This is a genomic window from Halolamina salina (assembly GCF_054653455.1).
This window is the reverse complement of the sequence record NZ_BAAIGE010000002.1, coordinates 2,501,949-2,517,734: the sequence shown is the minus strand read 5'-3', so window position 1 is coordinate 2,517,734 and position 15,786 is coordinate 2,501,949. Positions and strand designations below refer to the sequence as shown.

General features: G+C 69.7%; 13 protein-coding genes. 6 read left to right on the top strand and 7 right to left on the bottom strand.

Annotated features, from left to right (window positions below; translation table 11 throughout):
- Positions 1-9 precede the first annotated feature (9 nt).
- The 6 genes from ACYQZ5_RS13460 to ACYQZ5_RS13435 all read right to left on the bottom strand — a co-directional run bounded on the left by ACYQZ5_RS13460 (position 10) and on the right by ACYQZ5_RS13435 (position 5,613).
- On the bottom strand, positions 10-369 hold the full coding sequence (locus ACYQZ5_RS13460; RefSeq protein ID WP_379731195.1) for a CHY zinc finger protein: 360 nt from the start codon (positions 367-369) through the stop codon (positions 10-12).
- An 86-nt stretch (positions 370-455) separates the two neighbouring features.
- Entirely contained in the window at positions 456-1,040 is a 585-nt protein-coding gene (locus ACYQZ5_RS13455) for a 2Fe-2S iron-sulfur cluster-binding protein (protein ID WP_379731196.1), read from the bottom strand.
- A gap of 62 nt (positions 1,041-1,102) precedes the next feature.
- A complete protein-coding gene (ligA, locus tag ACYQZ5_RS13450; RefSeq protein WP_379731197.1) occupies positions 1,103-3,268 on the bottom strand; it encodes an NAD-dependent DNA ligase LigA in 2,166 nt (721 codons plus the stop codon).
- A gap of 51 nt (positions 3,269-3,319) precedes the next feature.
- Positions 3,320-3,988, bottom strand: coding sequence for an MBL fold metallo-hydrolase (locus ACYQZ5_RS13445; RefSeq protein WP_379731198.1), 669 nt, complete (start codon positions 3,986-3,988; stop codon positions 3,320-3,322).
- Between the two features lie 59 nt (positions 3,989-4,047).
- The gene (locus tag ACYQZ5_RS13440) at positions 4,048-4,656 is read right to left on the bottom strand and encodes an SIMPL domain-containing protein (protein WP_379818396.1); all 609 of its coding nucleotides are present in this window, start codon (positions 4,654-4,656) and stop codon (positions 4,048-4,050) included.
- A 45-nt stretch (positions 4,657-4,701) separates the two neighbouring features.
- Positions 4,702-5,613, bottom strand: coding sequence for a serine/threonine-protein kinase RIO2 (locus ACYQZ5_RS13435; RefSeq protein WP_379731200.1), 912 nt, complete (start codon positions 5,611-5,613; stop codon positions 4,702-4,704).
- A 429-nt stretch (positions 5,614-6,042) separates the two neighbouring features.
- On the opposite strand from ACYQZ5_RS13435, the gene ACYQZ5_RS13430 reads away from it, so the two are divergent.
- The 5 genes from ACYQZ5_RS13430 to ACYQZ5_RS13410 all read left to right on the top strand — a co-directional run bounded on the left by ACYQZ5_RS13430 (position 6,043) and on the right by ACYQZ5_RS13410 (position 11,553).
- Complete coding sequence (locus tag ACYQZ5_RS13430) at positions 6,043-6,861, top strand: lipoate--protein ligase family protein (RefSeq protein ID WP_459846483.1); 819 nt, start codon at positions 6,043-6,045, stop codon at positions 6,859-6,861.
- 75 nt (positions 6,862-6,936) lie between these two features.
- Entirely contained in the window at positions 6,937-7,767 is an 831-nt protein-coding gene (locus ACYQZ5_RS13425; protein ID WP_379732339.1) for a deoxyribonuclease IV, read from the top strand.
- Positions 7,768-7,842: 75 nt separating this feature from the next.
- Positions 7,843-9,819 (top strand): hypothetical protein, encoded by a 1,977-nt coding sequence (locus ACYQZ5_RS13420; RefSeq protein ID WP_379818333.1) that lies wholly within the window; start codon positions 7,843-7,845, stop codon positions 9,817-9,819.
- Positions 9,820-9,863: 44 nt separating this feature from the next.
- Entirely contained in the window at positions 9,864-10,715 is an 852-nt protein-coding gene (locus tag ACYQZ5_RS13415; protein WP_379818332.1) for an NEW3 domain-containing protein, read from the top strand.
- Between the two features lie 49 nt (positions 10,716-10,764).
- Positions 10,765-11,553 (top strand): class I SAM-dependent methyltransferase, encoded by a 789-nt coding sequence (locus ACYQZ5_RS13410; protein WP_459846479.1) that lies wholly within the window; start codon positions 10,765-10,767, stop codon positions 11,551-11,553.
- Positions 11,554-11,993: 440 nt separating this feature from the next.
- Here ACYQZ5_RS13410 and ncsA read toward each other — a convergent pair whose 3' ends face one another.
- On the bottom strand, positions 11,994-12,959 hold the full coding sequence (gene ncsA, locus ACYQZ5_RS13405) for a tRNA 2-thiolation protein NcsA (RefSeq protein WP_379732285.1): 966 nt from the start codon (positions 12,957-12,959) through the stop codon (positions 11,994-11,996).
- Between the two features lie 214 nt (positions 12,960-13,173).
- On the opposite strand from ncsA, the gene ACYQZ5_RS13400 reads away from it, so the two are divergent.
- On the top strand, positions 13,174-15,768 hold the full coding sequence (locus ACYQZ5_RS13400) for a heavy metal translocating P-type ATPase (protein WP_459846476.1): 2,595 nt from the start codon (positions 13,174-13,176) through the stop codon (positions 15,766-15,768).
- Positions 15,769-15,786 lie beyond the last annotated feature (18 nt).

Genomic DNA, 15,786 nt, shown 5'->3' with positions numbered 1-15,786 from the left:
GCCTCGTTTTCACTCCGCCGTTTCGAACAGTTCCTCCGCGAAGTAGCGGTCGTAGTGTCGCCGACAGCCGGGGTTGAACTCCGCGTCACACGCCGGGCAGCGGTCGTCGCAGTCGACGTACTCGGCGACGGTCAGCACCGTCCCGCAGACGCCACACAGCACGGCGTCGGCGTCCGCGTCGTCTCTCCCCTCGTCGCCCCAGCGCTCCGGCTCGTGGTCGGCGGCCGCGAGGTGACACTCGTAGCACGGGTAGAACGTCTCGCAGCACGGGAACCGGATCGCGATCACGTCGAGCTCGCTGTCGTAGTGACGACACCGCGTCTGCGGCCCGACGTCGACCCCGCGGACCGTGTGGCCGTGGACATCCATGGGTGCCCTTCGGGCGTCCTGTCACAAGGGCGCATCGGCGCGTCCGACGCCGTCCGGGAGGATCGGACTCGAAAAAGGATCCGTCGTCAGGGTGCCTCGCCCGTCTCCAGCGTGAAGTCGTCACGCGGGTAGGCGACGCAGGTCAGCGTGTAACCGTTCTCCAGCTCCTCGTCGGAGAGCATCTCCTGGTTGTCGTGCTCGACGAAGTCCTCGCTCGGGCCGTCCTGAATCTGCCCGGCACAGGAGACACACTGCCCCTGCCGGCAGGCGTAGGGAAGGTCGAACCCTTCCTCCTCGCCGGCGTCGAGGATGGGTTGGTTGTTCGGAAGCTCGACCGTCTCGCCCTGCTTGGTGAACTCCACCTCGAAGTACTCGACCTCGTCCTCGGGGATGTCGCCCGGGCCGGAGCCGCCCTCGTCGGTCTCGCCTTCGAGCTCCCCCTCCTCGGCGGCCTCGCCGCCGACCGCGGCCGCGGGCGCGCCCCCGCCGCCGATGGATCGGTTGTACGGCTCCGGGAAATCCGTCTCGGGCACGCTCGCGGCCCGGCGTTCGAGCACTTCCTCGGAGATATCCGGGGCGGACTCCCACTCCGTCCCGCGAACGTAGTGGAACACCGCGACCGCCCCGCTGAGGACGACGGCGAGCCCCAGCGCGGTCGTGTTCACAGCCATACTCGGGTTTATTGGTTGCCCGGGTTAAGGTGGTTGTGATTCCGCGCGTCGGCTGCCACCGCTCACTCCGGCGGATACTCGATGTCGTGGTCCGCGAGCAGCTCCTCGAACTCCCCTTCGTCGACGATCGGCACCTCCTCGGTCTCGGCGTCCTCGCGTTTCGTCCGCCCGGGGTCGTCGCCGGCAACGAGGTAGTCGGTGTTACTGGACACCGAACTCGTCGCGTTCGCGCCGTGGGCCTCGACCAGCGACTGCGCCTCGTCCCGTGTGACCGAGAGCGCGCCCGTGAACACGAACGTCAGCCCGTCGAGTTCGTCGCCCGCGGTCGTCGATTCGGGCGGTTCTGGCTCGACGCCCGCCTCGCGCAGCCGTTCGATCACCCGACGGTTGCGCTCGTTCGCGAAGAACTCCGCGACGTGGCCGGCGACCGTCGGACCGAACCCCTCGACCTCGCGGATCTCCTCCTCGTCGGCATCGAGCAGCGCGTCGACGCTCCCGAACGCGGCCGCCAGATCCGCGGCCATCGTCGGCCCCACCTCGGGGATGCCCAGCGCCGAGAGGAACGACCCCAGCGACGGCGACTTCGACCCCTCGATCTCCTCGCGCAGCTTCTCGGCGCTCTTCTCCCCCCAGCCCTCCAAGTCGGCGAGTTCCTCGGCGTCGATCTCGTAGAGGTCGGCGATCGAGTCCTCGATCAGCCCCGCCTCGACCAGCTGATCGGCCGCCTCCTCGCCGAGCCCCTCGATGTCCAGCCCGCTGTCGCCGGCGTAATGTTCGACCGACCGCTTGAGCTGGGCCGGACAGGAGAGCCCGCCCGTACAGAACCGTAGCGGGCCGTCCGCCTCAACGTCGCTGCCACAGACCGGGCACTCGTCGGGCAGTTCGAAGTGCCCCTCGGAGTTGTCCTCGACCACCTCGGCGACGTACGGGATCACGTCGCCCGCTCGCTGGACCGTCACGATGTCGCCCACGTCGACGCCCAACTCGGCGATCTCCGACTGGTTGTGGAGGCTGGCCCGCGACACCGTCACGCCGCCCACGTCGACGGGGTCGAGCAGCGCGACCGGCGTGAGCCGGCCGGTCCGTCCGACCTGCACGACGATGTCGGCGATCCGGGTCTCCTCGGTCCGCGCGGGGAACTTGTAGGCGTACGCCCAGCGGTAGTGTCGCGAGGTGGTCCCCAACTGCCGGCACTGCTCGCGGTCGTTCACCTTCAGCACGGTGCCGTCGATCTCGTAGTCGAGGTCGTCGCGGTCCGCCTGCAGGTCGTTCCGGAACGCGATCGCGTCGTCGACGCCGTCGACCAGTTCGTGGCGGTCGTTGACCTGCAGCCCCCACTCGGGGAGCTGCCGGTGTTCGTCCCAGTGGGTGTCGAGCCCGTCGAGCGCCAGCCCGCCAACGGAGGCGGCCTCCTCGGCATCGGCGTCCTCGGGACCGATCTCGTCGACCGGCGCCGGCTCCTCTTCGACCCAGAGCACGTCGTAGAAGAAGCAGTCGAGCGGGCGCTCGGCGGTCACGGAGGGGTCCAACTGTCGCAGGCTCCCCGCCGCGGCGTTCCGGGGGTTGGCGAACGGCTCCTTCCCCTGCTCGACGCGCTCGCGGTTGTGCGCCTGAAACCCCGACAGCGACATGTGGATCTCCCCGCGAACGACCAGCACGCCGGGCGGGTCCCCCCGGAGTCGCTGCGGGACGGAGGCGATCGTCCGGACGTTCTCGGTCACGTCGTCGCCGGTCTCGCCGTCGCCCCGCGTGGCCGCGCGCTCGTAGCGCCCCTCGACGTAGACGATCTCGATCGAGAGGCCGTCGAACTTGGGTTCGCAGACGTAGTCGACCGCGGCGCCGTCGTCGAGTTCGCGACGGACGCGGTCGTCGAACGCCCGCACGTCGTCGGCCTCGCCCGAGGAGTCGATCGACAGCAGCGGCACCACGAGATCGACGCTCTCCAGTTCGTCCATCGGCTCGCCGCCGACGCGGGCGGTCGGCGACCCCTCGGTGTCGAGGTCGAACGCCCCCTCCAGCTCTTCGAGCCGTTCGAACAGTTCGTCGTACGCCCGGTCGGAGATGACCGGATCGTTCTCGACGTAGTAGCGGTAGTCGTGGTAGCGGATCGCCTCGCGGAGCTGTTCGGCCTGCTCGCGGGCGTCCTCGGCCGACAGCTTCCCCGTCGGCGCGAACTCGGTGTCGGGCTCGCGGACGTAGGGGTTGTCCGCGGGCGCGTCCTCGGTCATGCCTCGGGCTGGGGCGGGCGGAGTGAAAAAACGGTCCCGTCGGCGCGGGCGCTACTCGCCGTTCGCGATCTCCCGGACTCGCTCGTCGCCCGCCTCGGCGTAACCGCCGTGGAAGCAGATCGTGTGGTCGAACTCGAGTTCGCCGAGCAGCGCGACCGACTCCATCGCGCGCTCCATCTCCGGGGTGTGCTGCTCGGCCGGGCCGTGGAGTTCGCCGTCGGCGGCGGTCAGCGCGTCACCCGCGATCAGCAGATCGGCCTCGGGCAGGTGGAACGAGCTATGGCCGGGCGCGTGGCCGAACGTCTCGACCAGTTCGATCGGGCCGGCGAGCGTGCTGAAGCCGACGCCGTCGATGACTTCCACGTCGACGCGGGCCGGCGGGTAGCGCTCGTCGTCGGACTTGACCGGGAACTTCCGGCCGTCGACGTACGGCGCCTCGGCCCAGTGGGCGAACGTCGGCGCGCCCGTGCGGTCCTGCACGGTCGCGAGCGCGCCCGCGTGGTCGCCGTCGTGGTGGGTGAGAACGACGAAGCGCACGTCTTCGAGCCCGAACCCGTGCTCCCCGAGCGCGGCGTCGAGTTCGTCGGCGTACCCCGGCAGCGTCGTGTCGAACAGGATCAGCCCTTCTTCGGTCTCGACGGCCGTCGGCGTGAACGTCCGTTCGGCGCCGCCGAGGTCGAGCGTCACGGGCAGGCTGTAGACGTGGTCGGTGATCTCCATGCGTCGCCGTTGGAGCCGATAGGTGGTAGACCTGACGGCGTCGGTCCGACGCCGGTCGACTACTCTAACTCGTACGTGGCGTCGACGCTGGCGGTGAACTCGATCTGCCCGGCCGGCACGCCGGCGCTCACCTCCGTCGCGAGCGCCTCCTCGACGATGCTGTCGAACCCCATCGTCTCCTTCGTCGCGAGGCTGACGACCGGGCCGAGCGTGTGCCCGTCGGCGGCTGCGACGATCTCGGCCTGCTCTCTGGCGTTCTCCGTCGCGGCGGCGAGCAGTTCCTCGCGGAGCGCCTCGCGTCGGGACTCGGTCACGCGGGGCTCCGTTCGGGTCACGGTCCCCCCGGCGGCCGCGACCGCGTTCACCACGTCGTCGCCGGGGACCCCCTCACACCGGAGTTCGACGGTCGCGCTGGCGACGTACGGCTCGTCGCGGTCGGGGTCGAACAGCTCGTCGGCCGAGTTGACCGAGCGCCCGGTGACGCTGTCCTTCGCGGCGTCGACGGAGTCGGGGAGCTCCCGATCGAGCTCCGCGAGCCGGTCCTCGACACGGCGCTGTGCGCCCGACACCGTCTCGCCGCCCGCCTCGGTCTCGACGACGAACACCGCGTACTCCGGCTCGGTTTCGACGGCGGCCTTCCCGGTGACTTCGACGGTCGGACTGCTCATACTCCTGTTGGCGAACCGAGCGGTATACGTTTTCGGGGGAGAAACCTACGCCTCGAACTTCGCGACGCTCCCGAACTCGCCGTCCCGGATCGCCGCTGCCAGCGCCCGCGTGTCCACGGCGTCGGGCATCTCCTGCGGGTACTTCTGCCGGAAGAAGCCGACGACGTTCTCCACGTCGCGTTCGAGCAGTTCGTCGGCGTTCTCGTGGTCGGTGGCGACCGCCTGCGGCCAGTCGAACACGGTGATCCCGCTCTCGGCGACGGCGACGTTGTGCTGGCTCATGTCGGCGTGGACGTACCCCGCCGCGTAGGCGTCGCGGATCTCCCGGAGCACGAGATCGCAGACGCCGACGACCTGCTCGCTGGGGAGCGACGCTCGCTCCAGTTCGACGCCGTCGAACTTCTCCATCAGGATCGCGTGGCGGTTCTGGTCGACGGGTCGGGGGACCGAGACGTCCGGGTACAGTTCGGTGAGCACCTCGTGCTCCCGCTCGGCCGCCTTCCGGGCGGTGTAGAACCACGAGACGTGGTTGCGGTCGGCGGTGTACTCCCGCTCCTTGTCGACTTTCCGGAACTCGGTGTACCCCTCGCGGTGGAACTTCAGCGCCATCGGCTCGTAGGACTGCACCTCGTACACGTCGCTCTCCTTGCCGACGCCGAGGGAGGCGCCCATCCCCTCGATCGTGCCGCGCTCGGAGAACGCCCGCAGCGCGAGGCAGTCGTACCCCTCGAACGTGAGGCGGTACCCCTCGTACTGGATCGTCTTGCGCTCGATGAGTTCGCGGTCGGCACAGCGGTCGATGCGGTAGTCGACCTCCTCGGCGGTCATGTCGGCGTACTCGGGGAGCTTCTCGCGCTGGACCCACTCGGAGAAGCGCATCCCCTGTTCGAGCCCGGAGAGGAGGTAGAAGTCCTCGGGTTCGAGCTCGGCCATCACGCTCGCGACGTTGCCGACCATACGCGTATTCGGTGATCCGTGGGAAAAAGGGTGCCGCGTTGTTCGTCTGATTCGTTCTCTTTCGTGCGGCGACGACCGAGATTGGCTCTGGGAATGATGGGGTCAGCAACACCGTGAAAGCCCCGACGCGCTCGGCTCGGGCGACTCGCTGCGCTCCTCGCTCCGTTCGCTTCGCTCACTCCGCTGTGGTGCTTACGTCGTCGTCCTTCGCCGAGCGCGTCGCCCCTTTCAGTCCCACCCCACACCGTACAGCCCACAGACCTCCCCAGCCGACTCGCTCCCGTTGGTCGCTCGTCCCTCGCGCTCGATCGGCGCACGGAGGCGCCGACGCCTCGCGCCACCGCAGCCACCTCGCGAATCAGTCGACATCTCGTACCCACCGACGATCCCACCGCAACCGCTTTTCCCGCCGCCCCCTCACTGCGAGCCATGACCGACCACGCCGACCGGGAGTGGCGGCTGATCCGCGAGGAGGCCCGCCCCGGCCCGCTGCAGATGGCGCTGGACGAGGTGGCCGCCGAGACGGCGGCTGCCGGCGGCCCGCGAACGGTCCGGGTCTACCGCTGGGCGCCGTCCTGCCTCTCGATGGGGTACGGGCAGGACGTGGAGACGGTCGACTGGGAGCACTGCGAGGCGGCGGGCGTCGACGTGACCCGGCGGCAGACGGGCGGCGGGGGCATCTACCACGACAACGAGGGCGACATCGCCTACTCCATCGCCGCGCCCGCCGACGAGCTCCCGGGCGAGCTGATCGAGAGCTACCACGAGCTCTGCCCGCCGATCCTCGACGCCTTCGCGCGGCTGGGCGTCGACGCCGACTTCGTCGACGAGGAGCGGCCGCCGATCTACCAGCCGGCGTGCTACCTCCGCGGCCTCCACCCCGCCCACGACGTGGTGAGCGACGGCGGCGCCGGCCGGAAGCTGGCGGGGAACGCCCAGTACCGCCGGAAGGACGCCGTGATCCAGCACGGCTCGATCACCTACGACGCCCGGCCCGAGGCCCACCTCGCAGTCTTCGCTGATCCGGGCGTGACTCCCGAGGAGTTCTCCGAGCGCGTGGCCGGGATCACCGATATCGTCGACGTGAGCCGCGCCGAGGCCGTCGACGCCTTCGAGACCGCACTGCAGGAGTGGGCCGACGCCGAGGAGGGGAGTTGGACCGACGCGGAGCTGGCCCGCGGCCGGGAGATCGCGGCCGAGAAGTACGAGCACGACGCGTGGATCCGCGAGCGCGACGCCGAGCGGTAGCGGGACCACACCTGCGGCTGTCGGTCTCTCCCCCGGCTTCGAACCGCTTTTGGTAGTCGCTCGCGCAGTCGAACCATGCTCAAGATCGGCGCACACGTCTCCATCGCCGGGGGCGTCGACAACGCGGTCGAGCGACAGGTCGAGATCGGCGGCAACTGCGGGCAGGTGTTCACCCACTCGCCGCAGGTCTGGGACCACGGCACCATCGAGGACGAGGAGGCCGAACGGTTCCGCGAGGAGACCGAAGAGGAGCTCGCCGGCCCGTGGGTGATCCACTCCTCCTACCTCGTGAACCTCTGTACGCCGAAGGAGGACCTCCGGGAGAAGAGCCGCGACTCGATGCAGCAGGAGGTCGACGCCGCCGATCGCCTCGGCATCGAGTACGTGAACGTCCACCTCGGCGCCCACACCGGTGCCGGCGTCGAGGGCGGCATCGAGAACGCCGCGAACGTGATCGATAGCCTCGATGTACCCGACGGCGTGACAGTGCTCGTCGAGAGCGACGCGGGCAGCGGCACCAAGCTCGGCGGGGAGTTCGAGCACCTCGCGAAAGTGATCGACCGGACCGACGAGGAGATCGGCGTCTGTCTCGACACCGCCCACATGTTCGCGGCGGGCTACGACCTCTCGACGCCCGAGGCCGTCGACGAGACGGTCGCGGAGTTCGACGACGTGGTGGGGACGGAGTATCTCCACTACATCCACCTCAACGACTCCAAACACGAGTGCGGGACCAACAAGGACGAGCACGCCCACATCGGCGACGGCCACATCGGCGACGACGGCATGCGCCGGATAATCAACCACCCCGAGTGGCGCGACCAGCCGTTCGTGCTGGAGACCCCGACCGAGGACGGCCGGAGCTTCGCGTGGAACGTCGAGCACGTCCGCGAGCTGCGGGAGTAGTTTTCGCGCTTTCACTCTCCTAGTAACACATATACGTGTCAACCGACTCCCTCCATCCATGTATCGGAGGCGGCGATGACGGAGTCACCCGTATCGTTCTCGTTCTCCGACGGTGAACTGACGGTCCGCGACGAGGCGGGCGGCGGCGAGATACGGATCACCGTCGACCGTGACGCGTCCCCGACGCCCGCCACGGGGGCGTGGTTCGACGTGCCGGTCGACGACGCGGTGAGCCTGCGGACCTCGTCGATCGAACTCCACGGCGGAGCCTCCGCTCAGATCCGCCGCCCCGACGGCGAACACTACGGGGCGGTCGACGACGGCGAGTTCACGATCCTCGGCGAGGCGTACGTCGACATCGACGCCGCGCTCAAACTGCTCGTGTACGTCGACGGCGAGATCACCGGCCGGCTGGTCGGGGACGGGCAGAACCCCGAGTCGCTGCTGGTGACCGTCGACGAGCAGTCCCAGATCGTCGTCGGCGCCCGCTCACACCACGAGACGCCGATCGCGACGATATCGGTGACCGACGACCCCGAGGACCTGATGACGGCGGCGTCGTACCTCGGCTCCGCGATCAAGGAGTGGTCGGCCGAGCGTTCGTGGCCGACGCTCCGGGGCCACCCTCCGGAGATCGAACGCGGCGACGAGCTCCACGTCCCCGACGGCCTCTCCCGCCCCGACACTGAGGTGACCGTCGCAGTCCCCCGGGACACGGCCGACGTGCTCCGGGTGACGCCGCTCGCCCACTACTTCGGCGCCGACGTAGTGCCCGGCGAGCACGCCGAACTCCGGCTCGGCAGCCAGCACGTCGAGCCGCTGGGGACGGGGGCGGAGCTGGAGCGGTCCGTCGACGATCTCCTCGGCCACGCAATCGTGCTCGACAGCCTGGTCCGCATCGGCGGCTACTACTCGATGCCCCGCTACGAGTACGACGAGCTCGGGCCTGAACTCCCGTTCTACCCGCCGGAGCTGTACGACGAGCCGATCCACCGACAGCTCCTCGAGTACCTCGAAGTCCCGTTCGACACGGTCCGTCCGTACGTGCCCGACTGGCCGACGGTCGGCACCCTCCGGCCGACGGCGACCGACGCCGAAGCGGTGCCGTACCTCCTGAACACGCTCGCCCGCGTCCACGTCACCGACGACGGCCTCCCGCGAACGGCCGCCGACGCCGAGAAGCCGGTCGACCTCTCGACCAGCCCGGACGTTCCCCAGCACGTCGCCGCCCTCCCGCCCGCTGCCCGTGCGCGTGCGAGCGTCCACGAGCACCGACCGTCCGAGGGCGCCGCCGTGCTGTTCGTGGGGTTCGACCAGCCGGAACAGGACCGCTTCGCAGCGGTCGACTGGGAGCGGTTCGACCTCGCCGACCCGCCGACCGCCGACTACCGGCCGTCGGTCACCCGCGACGAACTCCGCGCGCTGCTCCGGGAGCCGTACGCGCACGTCCACTACGGGGGCGATATCTCCCAGTCGGGGTTCGTCTGCTCCGACGGCGTGCTCGGGTTCGACGAGCTCCCCGACGCCACCGTCGGCTCCGTGACGTTCCAGTGGGGGCGGCCGTCGACGGGGGAGATCACCGGCCTCCACGACGCCGTCTCGGTCGCCTGTCTGACCGACGAGTCGCTCCCGCTCGAAACCGCCCAGGAGCTCGCGATCTACCTCGTGCTCGGCCGTTCGGTCGCGACCAGTGCCCGCCTCGCGGGCGTCGACGGCGTTCGGTACCTCGGCGATCCCACGCTCGCGGTGGCCCGCCGTCCCGTCGGCCACCCGCCGTTCGTCTCCCGGATCGAGCGCGTCGGCACCGAGGAGTACCGCATCTCCGCCCGGCTCGACTCCCACGAACACGATCCGATCGGTCGGGTCGCCACCCTCCGCACCCAGAAGGCGCCAGCAACGTACCAGCTCGCCGGGACCCGGCAACTGTTCGACGAGTCGGTCTCCCGGGAGGAGCTGTCGACGTATCTCACCAACGACAGCATCTTCCGGTTCGACTGGTGCCCGGAGGACGAGCGGACGCCGTCCGTGCCCGACGACCTGCTCTCCGAGTAGCCCGCTTCCGAGGGAGACTTACCACGGCGTACCCAACACCGACTATGCGACCGCTCCTCCTCGTCGCGCTGCTCTCGCTGGTCGTCGCGCCCGCGGCGGGCGCCGGGACCGCCGCGGCGTCGGCGCCGGCAGCCCAGACCGACACCACGCTGTCGGGCACCGTCAGCTACCTGAACGGCACCGCCGTCGCGGACGCGACGGTGATCGTCGGCAGCGAGGGCCGCCTCGGCAACGCCACTGAGGCCGAACTCCGCGAGATTGCGGCCGACCCGCCCGATGGCGTCGTCACGGCGACGACAAACGACTCCGGCGGCTACGAGCTGACCGTCCCCGGCGATATCGACGCCGAGGTCGTCGTCGCCGTCGCCGACGGGGGCGCGAGCCCGCCCCGGAACTACGTCGCCGGCGAGATGGATCTCACCGTCCGCACGACTGCGACGCTCTCCTTCGAGCCGGGCGAGGTGACCGCCGAACCCGGGGAGCGCGTCTACGTGCCGTTCTCGTTGACCAACACCGGCGACCAGCCCGTCGAGGGGCTCTCGCTCTCGCTGACGCTGCCGGAGGGGTGGAACCACGTCTCGGCGAACTCCGAGACCGGGACGTACCATCAGAGCAACCGGACGTTCACCTGGGGCACCGTCGAGCCGGGCGAGACCGTCGAGGCGGAGTTCCGGATCTTCGTCGGGCTGAACGCGATCGACGACTCGGCGGAGACGTACGAACTCGCGTCGTTCGCCGACAGCCGCACCCACCCGATCCGGGTGCCCGCGGCCGCGGTCACCGTCCGCTACCCGACCGAGGCGACACAGGCGGAGATTCCCGGCTTCGGTCCGACGGCAGCGATCGCGGCGATCGCCGCCCTCGCCGGCGCGGCCGCGCTCGCACGCCGGGGCTGACGCCCGTTCGACCGACTCGCTTTTCCTCGCTGCGCCCCGACCGCCGGCCGTGCGGGAGTTCACCCCGGAGTATCTCGACCACACGCGCCGCGGGATGTGGGAGTCGACCGCGGCGCTCTCGCCGCTCGATCTCGGTAGCCGGGAGCGCATCCTTGACGTGGGCTGTGGCACGGGCGAACTCGCCCGCGTGCTCGACGCCGAGACGCCCGGCGAGGTGATCGGGGTCGACGCCGACACGGAACTGCTGGCGGTCGCCCGCGAACGGACCGACATTCCGACGGTCGCCGGCGACGCGACGCGGCTGCCGCTCCGTGACGACGCCGTCGACCTCGCGGTCTGTCAGGCGCTCCTGATCAACCTCCCCGACCCCGCGGCGGCGGTCCGGGAGTTCGCCCGCGTCTCCGACGACCTCGTCGCGGCGATCGAGCCGAACAACGCGGCCGTCGAGGTGTCATCGACGGTCGACGCCGAGGAGCGACTGGAGCGGGAGGTGCGGGAGGCGTACCTCGCGGGCGTCGAGACAGACGTGGCGATGGGTGATCGCGTGGCCGACCTGTTCGAGGCGGCCGGGCTGACGGTGGTCGACCGGCGCACGTACCGCCACGAGAAGCTGGTCGAACCGCCGTACAGCGAGCCCGCGATGGAAAGCGCCGCCCGGAAGGCCAGCGGCGCGGGCATCGCCGAGCACGAACGGGAACTGCGGGCGGCGGGGGCGGACTACGACGAACTCCGGGCCGCGTGGCGCGAGATGGGCCGGGAAGTGGTCGACGAGATGGGGGAGGCGGCGTATCGTCGCCGCGAGGTGGTGCCGTTCGAGGTGACTGTGGGGCGGGTGTAGGTCGCTGTTTCGGGTGGAACGTGGGCGGTTCTGCGGGTGGACGCGACTGGACAGTCGTATCGACGGCGAGCGGGACCGCATCCGCGACGACGAACGGCACCGCGGAGCGAGCATGACCACTTGTGACCGCAGTGTGCCGGGCACGAGGCCCGGCACAGTACGGAGTCCCCACCCCTCCCCCCGCGGCGGCCGACAGTCGGCCGCCGCGAGGCGTCCACCGCTACCGCACCACGGCCGCGGTGGCGCGCGACGTGAGCGCGTCCCTGCGCGAACGAGCGCGCGAGGGACGAGCGACCGGAGGGAGCGAGTCGGTTGGGGAGGTGTGAGGTCTGTGCGGGGCGGTTCGGTCGCAAGTGGTCAACGATCGAGTTGCTGTCGCAGTTGCAGAAGTTGTCGCGGTTGCAGAAGCTGTCGCAGTTACCAAATCCGTCGCCCCCAACTCAAACCGCTTCCATCGACGCCAGCAGCCGACACTTCCGACAGACGTCCGCCGAGGTCGTCGAGCCGCACTCCTCGCACTCGCCGAGGTTCCCCTCGTCGTCGCCGCCATACGCCTCCGCTGCCAGTTCCGCCAGCTCCTCGTACCCCGACATGATCGAGTGGCGGGTCCCGGGGTGGTTCTCCTCCAGCTTCAGGAGCAGTTCCTGTATTTCCCCGCGGTACGCCTCGCTGGCGTGGGGACACTCGGTGATGTGGGCCGGCAGGTCGTTCACGTGGGCGTACAGCGCCACCTCCTTCTCCGGGATGTCCCGCAGCGGCTTCGCCCGCGGGACGAACGAGTCGCTCTCCTCGCGGTCGTCGAAGCCGCCGATGGAGGCGTCGAAATGTTTGGCGACCTGCTTTACGTCGCCCTCGAGGAAGTTCATCAGCGCCGTCTGGGCCTCGTCGTCGAGGTTGTGGCCCGTCAGCAGCTTGTCCGCGCCCAACTGTTCGGCGTAGTCCTCCAGCAGGTCCCGGCGGAACACGCCGCAGTACGCACAGGGCGCCATGTTCTCGGGGTCGTCCTCGACTACGTCGTCCATCCGGACGCCGAACTCCTCCTCGTAGCCGACGACCTCGTGGGCGATCCCCAGTTCCTCGGTCAGCTCCTCGCTAGCGGCCAGCGACTCGTCGCGGTACCCCTCGATCCCCTCGTGGATCGACAGCGCGACCAGTTCGATCCGGGGGTCCTCGCCGAACGTCTCAGCGAGGATCTCCGTCAGCACCACCGAGTCCTTCCCGCCGGAGAGCCCGATCACCCACGTCTCGGGGTCGTCGGGCGTCGCCTCGCGGGAGACGAGGCCGTCCTCGCGAACGCGGCGGCGGACCCGCTTCTCGACCGATCGCGTGAAGTGCTCCTCACAGAGATGCGCCCCGGAGTAGGCGGCGTGCATCACCGCCTCGGAGCCGCACCGGTCACAGTCCATTTGTCGGCGGTAGCCGACCGCCGGGGATACGGGTTTCGCTCGGCGGGGGCGTCGGCGACTCGGCGGTCGTGCCGACGCCTCGGCGCACTGCAGCGACACGGCGACGTGAGTCAAAGATCGCCTATTGCTTTGGTTTCCAAAATCGAGTACCTATCGTACATTGGTTCTGAAGGCACAAACGCACTAAGGGAGGAGCCCCTACACGTAGATAGCCATGGGAACACGCACAGCACAACTGAACGTCACGGGGATGTCCTGTGCCAACTGCTCGGCGACGGTTGGCGAGGCGCTGGACGAACTCGACGGCGTGGTCGAGGCGAACGTCAACTACGCCACCGACGAGGGCAGCGTCGAGTACGACCCCGAGAAGGTATCGCTCGGCGAGATCTACGACGCCGTCGAGGCGGCCGGCTACGGCGTCGTCTCGGAGACGGCGACGATCGCCATCTCCGATATGTCGTGTGCGAACTGCGCCGACGCCAACGAGGAGGCGCTCGAGGGCGTGCCCGGCGTCGTCGACGCCGAGGTGAACTACGCGACCGACGAGGCGCAGGTCACCTACAACCCCGAGGACGCCTCGCTCGAGGCGATGTACGACGCGATCGAGGACGCGGGGTACACGCCGGTCCGTGAGGGCGGCGACGACGAGGGCGAGTCCGCCCGCGACGCCGCCCGGAACGAGGAGATCCGCAAACAGCTCCGACTGACGCTGTTCGGCGCCGCGCTGTCGGCGCCGCTGCTGTTCTTCCTGTTCGAACACTTCTTCTTCGACAGTCTGCTCGCCGACTCGCTGTTCGGCGTGCCGCTGGGCTGGGTGATGTTCGGGCTCGCGACGCCCGTACAGGTCGTGCTCGGCCGGTCGTTCTACAGGAACTCCTACAACGCGCTCGTCACGAACGGGCGCGCCAACATGGACGTGCTGATCGCGCTCGGGTCGTCGACCGCGTACGTCTACTCCGTCGCGGCGCTTCTGGACCTGATCGCGGGGAGCCTCTACTTCGACACCGCGGCGCTGATCCTCGTGTTCATCACGCTCGGCAACTACCTCGAGGCCCGCTCGAAGGGACAGGCCGGCGAGGCGCTGCGGACGCTGCTGGAGATGGAGGCCGACACCGCAACGATCGTCGACGAGGACGGCAACGAGGAGGAGATCCCCCTCGAAGACGTGGAAGTCGGCGATCGGATGAAAGTCCGGCCGGGCGAGCAGATCCCCACCGACGGCGTGGTCGTCGACGGGCAATCTGCGGTCGACGAGTCGATGGTCACCGGGGAGTCGGTCCCCGTCGAGAAGACCGAGGGCGACGAGGTCGTCGGCTCGACCATCAACGAGAACGGCGTGCTGGTCGTCGAGGCGACGAAAGTCGGCGCCGACACGGCGCTCCAGCAGATCGTCCGGACGGTGAAGGAGGCCCAGTCCCGCCAGCCCGACATCCAGAACCTCGCGGACCGCATCTCCGCGTACTTCGTGCCGGCGGTGATCGGCAACGCCCTGTTCTGGGGCGTCGTCTGGTACCTGTTCCCCGGAACGCTGGCCGGCCTCGTGAACTCGCTCCCGCTGTGGGGGCTGGTCGCCGGCGGCCCGGCGATCGCCGGCGGCACCGTCTCGGTGTTCGAGTTCGCGATCGTCGTGTTCGCGTCGGCGGTGCTGATCGCCTGCCCCTGCGCGCTCGGGCTCGCGACGCCCGCGGCGACGATGGTCGGCACGACGATCGGCGCCCAGAACGGCGTGCTGTTCAAGGGCGGCGACGTGCTCGAACGCGCGAAGGACGTCGACACGGTCGTGTTCGACAAGACCGGGACGCTCACCGAGGGCGAGATGGAGCTTACCGACGTGGTGGTGTTCGACGGCCCGGAAGCTCGCGCTGACGGCGGTGACGCGGCGCCGGATGGCGGCCAGCTCGCCGAACGCGAGCGGCTCGACGAGGACGACGTGCTCCGGCTCGCGGCGACGGCCGAGAGCGGCAGCGAGCACCCGCTGGCCCGCGCGATCGTCGACGGCGCCGAGGACCGCGGGATCGAGGTCGGCTCGCCCGCCGAGTTCGAGAACGTCCCCGGGCACGGCGTCCGGGCGACGGTCGACGGTAGCGAGGTGCTGGTCGGCAATCGGAAGCTGCTCCGCGACAACGGCGTCGACCCCGACCCCGCCGCGGAGACGATGGAACGGCTCGAAGGGGAGGGGAAGACCGCGATGCTGGTCGCCTACGAGGGCGATCTCGTGGGTGTCGTCGCCGACGCCGACACCGTGAAGGAGAGCGCGAAGTCGGCGGTGAGCCAGCTCCGCGAGCGCGGCCTCGACGTGATGCTGCTCACCGGCGACAACGAGCGGACCGCCCGCGCGGTCGCCGAGCAGGTCGGCATCGACCCCGAGAACGTCCGCGCGGAGGTGCTGCCCGAGGACAAGTCCGACGCGGTCGAAGCGATTCAGGAGCAGGGCCGGCAGGCGATGATGGTCGGCGACGGCGTCAACGACGCCCCCGCGCTCGCGGTCGCCTACGTCGGGACCGCGATCGGCTCGGGGACCGACGTGGCGATCGAGGCCGCCGACGTGACGCTGATGCGCGACGACCCCGTGGACGTGGTGAAGGCGATCCGCATCTCGGACGCGACGCTGCAGAAGATCAAGCAGAACCTCGTCTGGGCGCTCGGCTACAACACGGCGATGATCCCGCTGGCCTCGCTGGGGCTGCTCCAGCCGGTGCTCGCCGCGGGCGCGATGGCGATCTCGAGCGTGTCGGTGCTGACGAACAGCCTGCTGTTCCGGCGGTACGACCCCGACGAGGATTACGAACTGCTCGGCGGGCTTCGATAGACGGCGACGCCCCGACGT